The organism is Synechococcus sp. Nb3U1 (assembly GCF_021533835.1).
Taxonomy (GTDB): Bacteria; Cyanobacteriota; Cyanobacteriia; order Thermostichales; family Thermostichaceae; genus Thermostichus.
The window spans coordinates 2130594-2142854 of the sequence record NZ_JAKFYQ010000001.1 but is presented as its reverse complement, the minus strand read 5'-3'; the positions used below and the strand labels follow the sequence as shown (position 1 = coordinate 2142854).

Genomic DNA, 12261 nt, shown 5'->3' with positions numbered 1-12261 from the left:
GCCAACGATCCCCCCCGAAATCGAGCCACAATCTTTTCCAGGCATTCGCCACAAAGGTGAACTACTCCCGACGCTCATGCTGTGCCTAGGGCAGGCTTGTGCCAACGCATAGAGCGCGGGCTTCTTTCCGAGCCGTAGCCCTTTGAGCTTTTTTGAGTGAGGCGAGTCCCAACCCCACTTTTTTGATCAGCACCCCAGAATTTGTATCGCGTGGCATTTCTGCTTTGCATTCTGGGCAGGAGTGCCACCTGTCCGACAACTCTTTCGGGACACGGTTCAGGCAAACACAGCAATGCTGGCTTGTGCCAGTCGGATTAACCTTAATCCTTCTCTTTCCAGCTTTTTCAGCTTTGAAAGGTAGGATTTGGTTCACGAACTGACTGATTCCAGCATCAGCGAAAGACTTGTTCAGTCCTGCTTTTGCCGCTTGTCCATTGGGTAGAAACGTTCCATTTTCGTCCTGCTTTGGTTTGCACCGCTTCGTCATATTGCTGAGGTTAAAGTCTTCAACAAAGACCACATCAGCTTTGATAAGCAACTGATTCGCCGTCTCGCAGTGAAACTGATATCGCTGTCTTGCAATTTTCTGATGCAGTCGTGCAATCCTTTGACTCAGCTTCTTTCGGGCGACGCTGCCTTTGGGGCGAGCATCACACTTTTGCTGCAACTTGGCAAGCTTGGATTTTGCCTGCCTCAGGAAACGAGGATAGTCAATCAATTCACCCTCTGAATCTGCCACAAAATGCTCTAGCCCCATATCCAAGCCAATGGAGTTATCCCAATTTGGGACAACGTCAATCGTTTGTTCAGGAACCGAATCATCCTGCAATGACAGCGTGATATACCAGCCGTCAGCTTTCCGACTCAGAATTGCGCTTTTGACCTCAAACCCTGGAGGTAATGGACGATGCCAAACGACTTTCACTGCTCCAATTTTGGGCAGTTCGATTTTGTTGCTATCAATCCAGTCAATCGAAGCTTGAGGGTAGGTGAACGAACGATACCGATTTACACCCTTAAACCGAAGCTTGCCCGATCTTTTGCCGTTGCAGTCCCCTTTCAGGTAACGGGCAAAAGCGAGTTTGACCCGCTTCACCATATCTTGTAGCACTTGAGAATGAATCTCTTTGTACCAGGGTCTATCCCGCTTCAGCCTTACCAGAGAGCGTTTCTGTCCGTAGTATTCAGGCTTTTCTCTGGGTTCAGCGATGTTGCAAACCAGGGGGCAAGCATTGACAAGACAGCGATTCATTTCCCACCAATCAAACCAATCTGCCAGCATCCAGTTGTACTGCTGCCGAAGCATATCAAGCCAACGATTCATCGTGACAAGTTGCAAAGTGGATGGCAGTAGCTTGTATTGATAGGCAATTCTCATAGATTGAGTGTAGCATAAACAAAAAACAGTGATATACACAACGATTTTGTTTCAAGTGGTAGAGCCATGTCCGACCTGAAAGCTCATTTGGTGTTAACAACCAAGTACAGACGTAAGGTACTGACGGGGGAAATGCTGACTCGCATGGGAGAACTCATGAATGACCTGTGCCAAAAGTGGCAGTGCAAGTTGATTGAGTTCAATGGGAAAGAAAATCATATCCATTTGTTGCTTCAGTACCTCCCACAAACAGAACTTCCAAAGTTCATCGGTAATTTGAAGTCTCTAACCAGTCGTAAGATTTGCAGTGAGTTCCCGGAAGAAGTTGATAAAGTGTATTGGAAGAATGTTCTTTAGAATGAATCGTACTTCATCGCATCCTGTGGGGGCGTGACAGTTTCAGTCTTGAAAAAGTACATCGAAAACTAAGATGCCCCAGACTGATTCGTTGGGTAGGGCTTGTTGAGTGCGGCATCGTTGGCATAGCCTGCTGTAAGCATTGCCACACTCAACAAGCACGGCTTTCATCCCGACACTGACCTGAAGGTACAGTGCGGGGCTAGGAACGACCTGCGGTCTACCCGCCAATCAAGCTAAACCTGGCTGAAGCCCGCTATCCGTACCAGCCAAAACAGTGGTAGTAGAACCAGCATCCAGCGATCCAGTCGTCGCAGTTGCAGGGGATGCCAGCGCAGCGGGTGATCCGGGCCTGTTAAGCCTCGTGCCTGCATTGCTGTAGCCGTTTGTTCAGCCCGCAAAAGCAGATTTTCAAAAAACCGTTCCACCAAGGCCAGCAAAGTTTGGATCCCGCCCCGGAAGCTGAGGGATCCCCAGCGCACATCCCGAGTTCGCACTGCCCGCACCAAGTTTTGCACCTCCTCCATCACCAGGGGCAGGAAGCGCAGGGCCAAGGTCAGGGTGAGGATCACCTCCGCGATCGGTAGTCCCCAACCTTTCAAGGGCTGCAACAGTCGCCCGATTCCTTCTGTAATCTCTTCAGAAGCGGTGGTGAGCAAAAATAAGTTGGTGGCATAAAGCAGTGTGAACATCAAAGTCCCCAGTCGCAGCGCTACCGACAAAGACCGTCGGGAAACCTGAAAAGTGCGCCCAAACCCAGAAAAGCGGACCAGACGGTAGCGGTAAGGAGTTGGCCATTGGCGAGTTTGAGCCATCCACGCTCGGGTTGCCTCTTCAACTGCAGAACTAACTTCAGAATCGGGGATCCCGGTCAACCCATAGCCCACTACCTGTACATCCTGTCGTTGCGGATGCGGCGAAACCCCCAACCCATCCGGGGCCAAACTGGTGATCCCGAAAGTGAGCAGGCTCAAGGTCAGCACCAACGAGAGCTGGCGTGACCAGACCCGGCGCGGCAAGCGGGCCACAGCAGTCAGCAACAACAGCGCAACCACCACAGCTAAGCGCCAGACATTGCTGGCCAAAATGGGGCTGAGCAACACACTCAGCAGCCAGATCAGCTTGACACGAGGATCGAGGCGATGCAGCCAAGTCCGAGGTTCTTCCAGATAGACCCCAAGCGGGGCATTGCGCAGAATATCCACAAGACCAGAAAAGGGGTACTATCTATCCCGAGAGAGGAGCAGAACCTAGGCCACAGACCATCAGGGCCGTTCCACCAAACGAGTTGTGCCCGATTGTGCGGCAATCCAACCGCCTGGAGCCCCATCCCGCTCAATGCGCAACCACACGGGAACTTGTCCTTCTCCAGCCTGTACCTCCACCACCCGCAGCAGGGCTTGACGGGGGGCAGCCCCGACAATCGCTCCCGTCAGGCTAGGTTGCTGGCGAATGTTGATGCCATCATTCGAGATGACGCGCACCTGTTGCACACCCTGCCATTCGGCTAGGGGGCCGGTCAACTCTGGCTCAGGGGGAGGAGTCGGTTCTGGCTGGGCGGGGTCGCTAATGGCAACCGGGGGTTGATCCAGTTGCACCTGCGGCTGTTCAATCGGCGGTGCTGGGGGTGGCGTGAACAGGCCCCGTAACATCTGCCAAATCACGATTAAAGAGATGATGCCGATGCTAACCACCCCTGCGAGGCGAACCACAGCAGGAATGGCAGGGCGATAGGGATCCCCTCCACCAGCACGACTGCGGTTTCTTCTGGGCCCAGAGCGGTTGCGACGGTGACCCTCCGAGTCGTAAGAGGCACGGTTGCGGGCCGGAGGAATCTCATTTCTATCCGAGTAGGGGCTACCTTCCAGCCCATTTGCCCCCGGATAGACGGGTAGATCCGCCATCCGGGGGGTGTCCATGGCGGGTGGCGACAGGGTTCCTCCCCGTTGCAGAGTGCCTGGGGGGCGATTCAACTCTTGCGTTTGTTCCGTCATCCGGGAGCCAACCATGACGGGCAAATGGGGCTGAGGCGGGCTGGGAGACTGGGGAGATAACATCCCAGGGATCCCTTCCGGAGGATCCTCGCGGCTGGGCATCTCATCCAGGTAAGCCTGAACCTGCGGATTATCGAAATAAGCTTGCAGAGTCGCTTGGGCCGTTTCCAAACCACGAAATTCCGGGAAGACTTCCACTTCAAACCACTTTTCCGTGAAGCGGCACAGCCCCGGCAGTTGGTCAGGAGACCCAGTGGAGTGCTCCTCGATAAATTGCAACGCCTCTTCCTCTTGGGCCGATTGTAGATGCTCTAGGGCTTCCTCGGTGCGACCCAGCAACAGGCTGCAGATGGCTTGCTCCAGATGCACATCCTGCCGTTGCGCCAGCCGAGCCAGGTGGCCACGGGCCCGCCTGACCAAAGCTGGGCGATTGTCCAGGTATCCTGCCGCCAGCAACACCTGCACCGCCAAGTAGACCGCCACCATGGAGGGCCGCTCTGCCTCCCGCTCAAACAGCTCCTGTTGCTCCTTGAGGGTGAGTTGACGGCGCACCCGTTGGATAAAGCGCAGGAAATCTTCGGTACTGAGTCCGGAACCATCTTGGCCGGTGCCCTCAATGCCTCGCCGTTCATCTAACATGGCCTTGAGGAGGGTGAGGCCCTGTTGCCGCACCAAGGCCGGATCCCCTAACGATCCCTTGCTGGTTTCCGAATCGGACTCGTGGCTGAGAAGTTGCAAAATGCGGTAGGGGCGCAGCTTGCCCAGATCCACCCGGATCTCCGCCTGCATTTGTGGAAAAGCCTGATACTCCTCTAGCTCTGCCAAACCCGCTTGCAAAGAGCGGGCGGCCTCTTCGTAGGATCCCTGTTGCCAGGCTTCCCGACCCAACTCCAACCGACCGATGGCCCGCGACAAAATGGCGTCGGAACGGGCAGGGTGGCCTTGATCCAACATCGCTTGTGCCAAATCCAAGGCGGCTTGATACTCCCCGGATTCGCAGTGCAAACACAGCACGCCAGGTAGGAGTGAGTCTTCCACCATCAAAGTGGGATCTGCCGGGGTGAGGTGTTCGTCGTAGTTTCTTCTTGTTTCTGGGTTAAGCAACACAGCGGCTGCTTCCTGGATCAGCTGTGCCCGGCTTCCCACTGCCTCAGGAGAGAACCCCAGCAACCAAGAACGCTCTCCCGGCTTGAGATCGATCCGTTCCTGATAAGCTTGCTCAATCTGATGCTCATCTGCCCGTGCCGATAGCATCAAAACTCGATAGTAGTCGAGGGCCACCCGCACCGTCATGGTTTTTGTCTGCTCTCCTGTTGAATCACCGGAAGCTTGTCCTCCCCTTTCTTTGGCCCCAGGACACCCTATGGCAACGCGATAGCGATGTACAAGACTCTGTTTCTGTGGGACAGCACTAAAACAGCACTCAATGGGTTGAACCACCCCTAGCGGGATCCCTTGGTCGAGGACAACTTAACTCGAATCAGATTTACTTTAGTCCTTTTCGTCGGCAAAAGGGATCCCCTCCCTGCGAATCGATATCATAACCATGGATTAACCATGGATCCCGGCTGGACAGATTGGGGTCAACTCCGGACTTACCAACCCCAACTGCCCGGCCCGCCCTTGAAGGGGCCCACCACTCTACGGGTGATCCAGCCGCCATAAAAGCCCTCCGGTTGCGGCTGCACCAGTTCTCCATCCACCCGGCACTCTTGCATACGGTCTGGATAGAAAGCCAGATAGTCGCGGAGGGGCAAAAACGCCGGGCTGGGATCCGGGTAGCTCCAGGCAGCATCGATGGCTATTTGGGAACCGACCTGTACGATCCAGTAGCGAGCGGATCCCTTGAACTCGCAGAAGGAGGTGCGCAGGCTGGGCTGGAGATACTGCAGTTGAATATCGGCGGGAGGAATATAGTACACCGGCGGGTGACTGGTCTCCAAAACCCGATAGCAGCTTTGGCTTTTGGCGATCAGCTGATCGTTAAAGAGAACCTCTACCCATTCTGAGGTGGGTTGTAGGCGTGGGGGCCGAGGATAATCCCAGACGGATTCCTGACCGGGTTGAGGAGGGATGGGTTGTGGGCGCATGACAGGCTTGTGAAAGTTCTTCTGAAAACCTCTACAGCAGACGGATGGCTTCCGTCAGCTTGGCGTACTGCACCAACAGAAGAGCATTTTCCTTCGTCAACACCTTGAGAACCCCCTGTTGAATCAAGCGATCCAACACGGCCGTCGCTGCTTCCAGGCTGACCTGGCTGATATCCGCCAAATCCTGTATGGGTGGGTGAAAGATGCGCACCCCCTGGGGGGTTTTCTCTCCAAAGGCTTCCCCCAGTTGCACCAGCGTATGCACCAGGCGTACCGGCGGGCTTTGCTGACTGAGATCCGCCTGCAGGTTGGTCAGGCGCAGGCGGCGGGAGAGGCTACAGGCCAGTTGGTAACACAATTGCGGCTCCTGCACCATCAATTCACTGAAAATCGCCGCCGGAATCCCGGCGGCCCGCACCCTCGTCAGGGCCAAGACATCCCGAGACCGGGGGGCTTCATCCAAAACAGCCATTTCCCCCACCCAAGAGCCTGGCCCCAAAATAGCGAGGGTTTTGGAGTTATCTTGCACCGACTCCCCGTTGCGTACCCGCAAAGCCCGCCGCACCTTCGCCCAGCCGGAGAGAATCAGATAGACAACACTGCCCCAGGCATCCTGCATGAACAGCACTTGTCCAGCCGAGACCTCCCGCACCTTCACCTGGGATCCCAGCCATTGCAAAGAGGCCGCCGAGACCGCCGCCAACATTGGTGCTGCTCTTAGCTCTGAAAGAACAGCAGCCAGAGAATCAGGGGGAGGAAAATCAGAAGTCATGCGGTGTCGGGCTTTCAGACACAGAGCAAGCCCACTGTAGCCCAGTCATGGGGCCAAGGGCTATCCTGCAAAGGTGCTCTCAGTGGGTCAGCCCACAGCCTCGCAGTTTGCGCCAAGATCCGGGAGGGAATGCTCTTGTCCATGTGGTCTTGTCAGTACGGTTCTGTAGCCATTGCTCCTGCACCTGCCCTGGGGGGTAGGTTCTGGAATGAGGGGGGGAACTCCGTCTCTGCCAGTTCGTCCAGGAAACAGAGGTTCTGCCTAGGAGGGGATCCCTCCGTTTTTGCTTCTCACTCCATGGATGCCTATGAATGCTGCCCTCAGCGAAATCAGCTGCCAGCCCTGGTCGGTTTTGGTGACGAGTGTGCCTGTGCGGCCCGAAAAGCTCGCTGATTTGGATCTGGTGCTGCTTTGCCAGCAGGGATCCCAACCCCACCGCGAGGCCTTTGCTGAGCTGATGCGTCGTCATCAAGCCCATGTGGATAAGGTGCTCTGTCATCTTGCCCCCGACTGGCATGACCGGCATGATCTGGCTCAAGAAGTGTGGATCCGTGCCTACCGCCACTTGAAGCGGCTACAGGAGCCGGCCAAGTTTCGCAGTTGGCTGGGTCGGATTGCCACCAACCTTTTTTATGACGAGCTGCGCAAGCGCAAGCGGCAGCAGCAGCCTCTTTCTTTGGATGCCCCAATCCAAAGGCGGGATAGCCAGATGGAATGGGAACTGCCCAGCGAGAGTCCTAGCCCCCACGACCACCTCACCACCTGCGAGTTTTACGAGCAATTGCATCAGGCTGTCCGAGACCTGCCGCCAGCCTTTCGCCAAACCATTCTGTTGCGGGAAATTCAAGGTATGGCCTACGAAGAAATAGCCGAAATTACAGGTGTGTCTTTGGGCACGGTTAAATCCCGTATTGCGCGGGCCCGGGCCCGTTTGCAATCCACCCTGAAATCTTATTTGGAGGGTGAATGAGCATGTTTCGTGGCAACCTTAACCCCGACCGCGGGGATCCCCCGATTGACCCGCTGCAAGAATTGCCGGTGGTGGACAAACGCTTTGAGCAGCTGAGCGCTTATCTAGATGGGGAATTGTCTACCCAAGAGGCTCGACAGGTGGAGGATTGGCTGGCCACCGATGCCCAGGGGCGGCAATTATATAGCCAGCTGGCTGCCTTGCAGGCGGGGTTGGCCAACCTGGAAGTTCCGACGATGGACAGTACCCAAACGGAGTTGCTGATCAGCCGTGTTTTCGATGAACTGGATCAGGCTCCGGTGGCTCATCTGGGCTGGGGATCCCGGCAGCGGCGGCGTCATAACCCCTGGGGCCAGGTGGCGGCAGCCTTACTGGTATTGACGGGAGCGGGCTGGGCGGGCTGGCGCTGGTACCATCTGCAGCCGTTGGTATCGCTGGAGGAACCGCCGGTACGGGTGGCGATTGTGCCGGCTTCTGCCCGTGTGGCGCAACGCTACCTCTTCGAGCCGGGGCAAAAGCAGGACGCCTACTCAATTTTGTTTGAAGTGGCCTCCACAGGTGGAGCTGAGGTGCCTTGAGGATGACCCAGGAAGGTGGTGTGGAAAGACGTGTTCGCTGGGCTTGGAGCCTGGGGGTTTGTCTCTGTCTGTGCAGCCTTGGTGCTGGGGCTGTACAGGCCCAGATCAACTCCAACACTCGCACGCCAACCCATGGGAGCCCTGCTTCTGAAGCAAGCCCATCTCGGCCCCATTCGCTCTCTTCTTTAGAGGAATCGGAAGAGGAATTGGAAGCATCTCCAGAGGCTCAGGAACCAGGGTTGGGATCCACCCCTACTCCAAATAGGTCTCCCTTTCCGGGTCGCTTACCCCGCCTCACCACCCCCATGGTTCGCCTGCAATCTCCTACCCCAGAGCGGTGGCGGCCTGTGCTACCCAGTGCTGAAGCGGAGTTGTTTCCATTCTCCCGCTTCCCGCTCCTAGAAAAGATGGATCCCCCTCCTCCGACGTTGGCAGATCTTGGTATTCATCTGGAGCGCTTGGCCCTGCTGCCCGATCCCGACTTGGCAGAACACATGGATGTAGACTTCAGCCAACGCTTAGCCCGCCTGAACGCGCAAATTGCTGACAAACAGGAGCGCCTCTACCGCCTCTTGCAAGACTGGGGCTCTGCCGAAGCCGATATTCGCCAGATCCAAGCCCAACTGAGCGAATTGCGCACCGAACGGGATCGCCTGGCGCTGGAACACCTGCTGATGTTGCGGCAGCTCCAAGACAACTTTGCCCTTCCTTTGCCGAGCCGCTCTGCCACCAGCCCCCCTTAGCCCCAGGCTATGCTGTGACTGTGGGCAAATTGAATATGAGCAGAAACGACGGAGCTGAGCTATGGTCACAATGCCCAGCAATGCAGAACTTGAACAGTTGGCGGCCACCATTGGTGCGGAAGTCTATATCGATGTGGCCCGCTGGCACCTCTACCTGCGGGATGCCCATCTGCACACCCTCTTGGCAGAACAGCTGGCTCCACAAGTGATGACCGGCAAGGTGGATGAGGCAGCCGTGACCCAGGTATTGCAAGGGATCCCGGTCAAGCTGGGGGGTGGACGCAAAGAATTGCCCCTAGCGGATCTGCTGCCGATGCAGAGCTTACTGAATCTGCTGGATGTGCTGGAAGACTTTAGTCGCAAATGGGCCTAACTGGGGAGGAACCGTGTCGCATCATCAGCCTAGGTCTTATCCAACTGGATTGTCCGCCTGCCTCAAGCTGAGTGGAGTTGTCTGGCTGCTTTTTGGGGTGTCGGCCTGTCAGGGAACTGAGTGGGGGGATCAGCTGGGACGATGGGTGCAGCCTGTGGGTTCACCGGCCCTTTCAACTGATGTGCGTGCAGATGTGAGGTCAACAGAAACTCCAGCTACTCCCCGACCCCAACTCTCACCGGGATCCAGCCCAACCTCTGTCCCCGCTCCGGTTGCTCCCAGGATCCCCATTGCCCCATCTCCCCCGATTGAAGGCAGCGGTCGCTTTGTCGATCTGGAGACGGGATCCCTGGTGGCCCGTTCCGTAAACCTGTTGGATCAGTTGGGGGTGTTTGCAGATCTGACGGGCGACGAATTTCAGCCTCAGCGCAGTATCCGTCGCGGAGAATTTGCCCGTTGGTTGGTGCTGGCCAACAATGCCATTTATGCCGATGAGCCGAGCCGTCAAATTCGTCTGGGCTCAGCATCAGAGCGCCCGATCTTTTTGGACGTGCCGGAAGAGGATCCCCATTTTCGCTACATTCAAGCCCTAGGAGCGGCTGGGTTAATCGACGGCGATGCCCATCAGGAGTTTCGCCCCAACAGCCTGCTGTCTCGGGCCGAGTTGATCCGCATGAAGGTACCGCTGGATCTGCCCCCTGGCCAAGTGAAGGGATCCCTACCGGAATTGGAAGAAGGGTGGGGTTTTACGGATGCGGCGCAGGTGCCCCCGGAAGCGATCGCCCCTTTAGTGGCGGATCGCCGCCAGAACAATGCCTCGACAGTGTTGCGCACCTTTGGCCCAATCCGTACCTTTAACCCCTTTGAGCCGGTCAGCCGGGGAGAAGCGGCCATCGCTCTATCGGCTTTCGGGGAACGAACCGCTCAAGAAGCCCTATCGCAGCTCCTCCCACTGCCAGACCCAACCCCAGAGTCAGAACCCAAATCTGAGCCCTCCCCCCCTACCCCAGAGCTGGAACAGACAGCTTCTCCCGAACCGGAACCCAGCCCGGATCCCACGCCCGAGAGTGAACCCTCCCCAGAGCCTACTGAAGCTGCTGAGCCGACTTCCCCCAGTCCTCCTGATGTGGCCCCTGGGGAATTTGTCACCCCAACAGAACCCCAACCCTAAGGGATTCAGATTCAGACAGAAGAGCCACTTCCCTCAAAATCCCTCAAAATCGCACTGGGATCTCCGCCAGTTGCCGTCCACGCCCGATGGTCAGCCGCGCCGATTGAGGCCGAGTATCCAGATAATCCAGCAGTTGTTCCAAGTTGACCAAGCGACGCCCATTCAGCCCCACCAGGCGATCCCCCGGTTGTAGGCCGATGCGGCTTGCCAGGGATCCTGCTTGCACCTCTTGAATCACCAGTGTTTGCGGATCTACCGCCACCCCCAAGCGTGGCCCAGTTGGATTGCTGGCCACCAGAGGGGCATTATTCAGGTTTTGGGCGATGAAGGCTTGGGCGACGGTGGCGCTAGTGGCAAAGCCAATGCCCAGATTACCGCGCCCAGAGGAGAGGATGGCTTTGTTGACGCCGATCAATTCTCCGCGGGAATTGAGCAAAGGGCCGCCGGAGTTGCCGGGGTTAATGGCGGCATCCGTTTGCAGATCTCCATTGGGAGCAATGCGGCTAAGAATGCCGGTAGTGAGGGTGCCGGAAAGGCCAAAGGGGCTGCCGATGGCATACACTTGCTGGCCAACCCGAATGCCCGACTCGGAAGCCAAGGGCACCGTCGGGAAGGTAGCGCCGCCTGTATCCCTCAGGCGCACCAGAGCCAAGTCATTGGGCCGATCCACCGCGATCACATCACCGATGTAGGTGCTACCCGCCGCTGTACGCACCTGCACCTGTCCGTTGCGGGATCCCCTGACCACATGCTCATTGGTGAGGATCAACCCCTCAGGGCGGATAAACGTGCCAGATCCCGTACCGCGACCATTGCCAATGGTCACCACTGCCGGGCTAGCCGCCTGGTAAACATCGATGCTGGCCTGTTCTTCGCGGTTAAATTGGGTGGGCAATACTTCGACCGGGTTGGCATGGACCCGTAGCCCTAGCAGGCCGAGAGTGAGCAAGCCCAGCGAAAACCAGCGAGAAAGACGAGGAGAACCTGGTTGGGAAAGAACGCTCATGCTCATGGTTACACGGATGAGGAAGGGGATGAGGAAGGAATGGACGGAAGCCTTTTTTCCAGCTTGGCAGACGGAATGCCCCTTTAGGAGCCTCATGAAGCTGTCTTGGCTGTCGGCTTGGCGCAGGTTGGGCTAGGGCTTGGCGTAATTCTGCGGGGGAGAGCCACTGCGGCTTAAGATGAAAAAACAAAACCGGAAAGCTGTAGGGATCCTGCCCGTGTCCACAACTGTTCCCGAAATTCGTTCTGCCGATAGGTTGCGCTACACCGTGATCGGATCGCGGCGGGCCAGCGTTTACTTTTGGGCGGTGGCGCTGACAGGGGGCGGTTTGGGCTTTACCTTGGCGGGCCTTTCGAGCTATTGGCACCAAAATCTGCTGCCTTTTTCGGATCCGGCGGCCTTGGTGTTCATTCCTCAGGGCATTGCCATGCTCTTTTATGGGGTGATCGGATCCCTGACGGGGCTGTACCAATGGCTGAGTTTGTACTGGAATTTGGGGGGCGGCTATAACGAATTCGACCGCCAGGCCCAAAAGGTGACCTTGGTGCGGCAGGGCTTTCCGGGCAAAAACCGCGAGGTGCGCCTTGAGTATGATTTTGCCGATGTGCAGAGCCTGCGGGTGGAACTCAGAGAAGGGCTGAACCCCCGCCGGGCCATCTATTTGCGGGTGAAAGGGCGCGGCGATATTCCCCTCACCGGAGTGGGTCAGCCACCCCCCTTAGCCGAGATCGAAAACCAAGCAGCAGAGATTGCCCGCTTTCTCAATGTCAACTTAGAAGGCATCTGAAAACATCTGATCCTCCGTAATGCCAGTATATTAGCTTACAGG

General features: G+C 56.9%; 12 protein-coding genes and 1 pseudogene. 7 read left to right on the top strand and 6 right to left on the bottom strand.

The features are described from left to right. Nucleotides 1-85: 85 nt before the first annotated feature. Nucleotides 86-1378: an RNA-guided endonuclease InsQ/TnpB family protein gene (locus L1047_RS10190; RefSeq protein ID WP_235278746.1), complete on the bottom strand. Its 1293-nt coding sequence runs from the start codon at nt 1376-1378 to the stop codon at nt 86-88. 33 nt (nt 1379-1411) lie between these two features. Between L1047_RS10190 and tnpA the strand changes: the two are divergent. After that, nucleotides 1412-1807: pseudogene (tnpA, locus tag L1047_RS10185) on the top strand (IS200/IS605 family transposase). A gap of 164 nt (nt 1808-1971) precedes the next feature. Here tnpA and L1047_RS10180 read toward each other — a convergent pair. The 4 genes from L1047_RS10180 to L1047_RS10165 all read right to left on the bottom strand — a co-directional run bounded on the left by L1047_RS10180 (nt 1972) and on the right by L1047_RS10165 (nt 6591). Beyond that, nucleotides 1972-2940: an energy-coupling factor transporter transmembrane component T family protein gene (locus tag L1047_RS10180; protein ID WP_235278745.1), complete on the bottom strand. Its 969-nt coding sequence runs from the start codon at nt 2938-2940 to the stop codon at nt 1972-1974. A gap of 60 nt (nt 2941-3000) precedes the next feature. Further along, a complete protein-coding gene (locus L1047_RS10175; RefSeq protein WP_235278744.1) occupies nt 3001-5022 on the bottom strand; it encodes an SH3 domain-containing protein in 2022 nt (673 codons plus the stop codon). A gap of 302 nt (nt 5023-5324) precedes the next feature. Next, complete coding sequence (locus L1047_RS10170) at nt 5325-5819, bottom strand: DUF427 domain-containing protein (RefSeq protein WP_235278743.1); 495 nt, start codon at nt 5817-5819, stop codon at nt 5325-5327. A 31-nt stretch (nt 5820-5850) separates the two neighbouring features. Beyond that, nucleotides 5851-6591, bottom strand: coding sequence for a Crp/Fnr family transcriptional regulator (locus L1047_RS10165; RefSeq protein WP_235278742.1), 741 nt, complete (start codon nt 6589-6591; stop codon nt 5851-5853). 307 nt (nt 6592-6898) lie between these two features. On the opposite strand from L1047_RS10165, the gene L1047_RS10160 reads away from it, so the two are divergent. The 5 genes from L1047_RS10160 to L1047_RS10140 all read left to right on the top strand — a co-directional run bounded on the left by L1047_RS10160 (nt 6899) and on the right by L1047_RS10140 (nt 10426). Then, nucleotides 6899-7561: a sigma-70 family RNA polymerase sigma factor gene (locus L1047_RS10160; protein ID WP_235278741.1), complete on the top strand. Its 663-nt coding sequence runs from the start codon at nt 6899-6901 to the stop codon at nt 7559-7561. Then, entirely contained in the window at nt 7558-8139 is a 582-nt protein-coding gene (locus tag L1047_RS10155; RefSeq protein ID WP_235278740.1) for an anti-sigma factor family protein, read from the top strand. The genes L1047_RS10160 and L1047_RS10155 overlap by 4 nt, the downstream gene beginning before the upstream one ends. 20 nt (nt 8140-8159) lie before the next feature. After that, nucleotides 8160-8882, top strand: coding sequence for a hypothetical protein (locus tag L1047_RS10150; RefSeq protein ID WP_235278739.1), 723 nt, complete (start codon nt 8160-8162; stop codon nt 8880-8882). Nucleotides 8883-8943: 61 nt separating this feature from the next. After that, nucleotides 8944-9255 carry a DUF3181 family protein gene (locus tag L1047_RS10145; RefSeq protein WP_235278738.1) on the top strand — a complete coding sequence of 104 codons (312 nt, stop codon included), beginning with the start codon at nt 8944-8946 and terminating at the stop codon, nt 9253-9255. Nucleotides 9256-9268: 13 nt separating this feature from the next. Next, nucleotides 9269-10426, top strand: coding sequence for an S-layer homology domain-containing protein (locus L1047_RS10140; protein WP_235278737.1), 1158 nt, complete (start codon nt 9269-9271; stop codon nt 10424-10426). A gap of 43 nt (nt 10427-10469) precedes the next feature. Here L1047_RS10140 and L1047_RS10135 read toward each other — a convergent pair whose 3' ends face one another. Beyond that, the gene (locus tag L1047_RS10135; protein WP_235278736.1) at nt 10470-11432 is read right to left on the bottom strand and encodes a S1C family serine protease; all 963 of its coding nucleotides are present in this window, start codon (nt 11430-11432) and stop codon (nt 10470-10472) included. 217 nt (nt 11433-11649) lie between these two features. On the opposite strand from L1047_RS10135, the gene L1047_RS10130 reads away from it, so the two are divergent. Beyond that, the gene (locus L1047_RS10130; protein WP_235278735.1) at nt 11650-12219 is read left to right on the top strand and encodes a photosystem I assembly protein Ycf4; all 570 of its coding nucleotides are present in this window, start codon (nt 11650-11652) and stop codon (nt 12217-12219) included. Nucleotides 12220-12261 lie beyond the last annotated feature (42 nt).

What these genes read in the sequence shown, in the direction of transcription:
- L1047_RS10190 (WP_235278746.1), bottom strand. Translation starts at nt 1,378, where the DNA reads ATGAGAATTGCCTATCAATACAAGCTACTGCCATCCACTTTGCAACTT.
- L1047_RS10175 (WP_235278744.1), bottom strand. Translation starts at nt 5,022, where the DNA reads ATGACGGTGCGGGTGGCCCTCGACTACTATCGAGTTTTGATGCTATCG.
- L1047_RS10170 (WP_235278743.1), bottom strand. Translation starts at nt 5,819, where the DNA reads ATGCGCCCACAACCCATCCCTCCTCAACCCGGTCAGGAATCCGTCTGG.
- L1047_RS10165 (WP_235278742.1), bottom strand. Translation starts at nt 6,591, where the DNA reads ATGACTTCTGATTTTCCTCCCCCTGATTCTCTGGCTGCTGTTCTTTCA.
- L1047_RS10160 (WP_235278741.1), top strand. Translation starts at nt 6,899, where the DNA reads ATGAATGCTGCCCTCAGCGAAATCAGCTGCCAGCCCTGGTCGGTTTTG.
- L1047_RS10155 (WP_235278740.1), top strand. Translation starts at nt 7,558, where the DNA reads ATGAGCATGTTTCGTGGCAACCTTAACCCCGACCGCGGGGATCCCCCG.
- L1047_RS10145 (WP_235278738.1), top strand. Translation starts at nt 8,944, where the DNA reads ATGGTCACAATGCCCAGCAATGCAGAACTTGAACAGTTGGCGGCCACC.
- L1047_RS10135 (WP_235278736.1), bottom strand. Translation starts at nt 11,432, where the DNA reads ATGAGCGTTCTTTCCCAACCAGGTTCTCCTCGTCTTTCTCGCTGGTTT.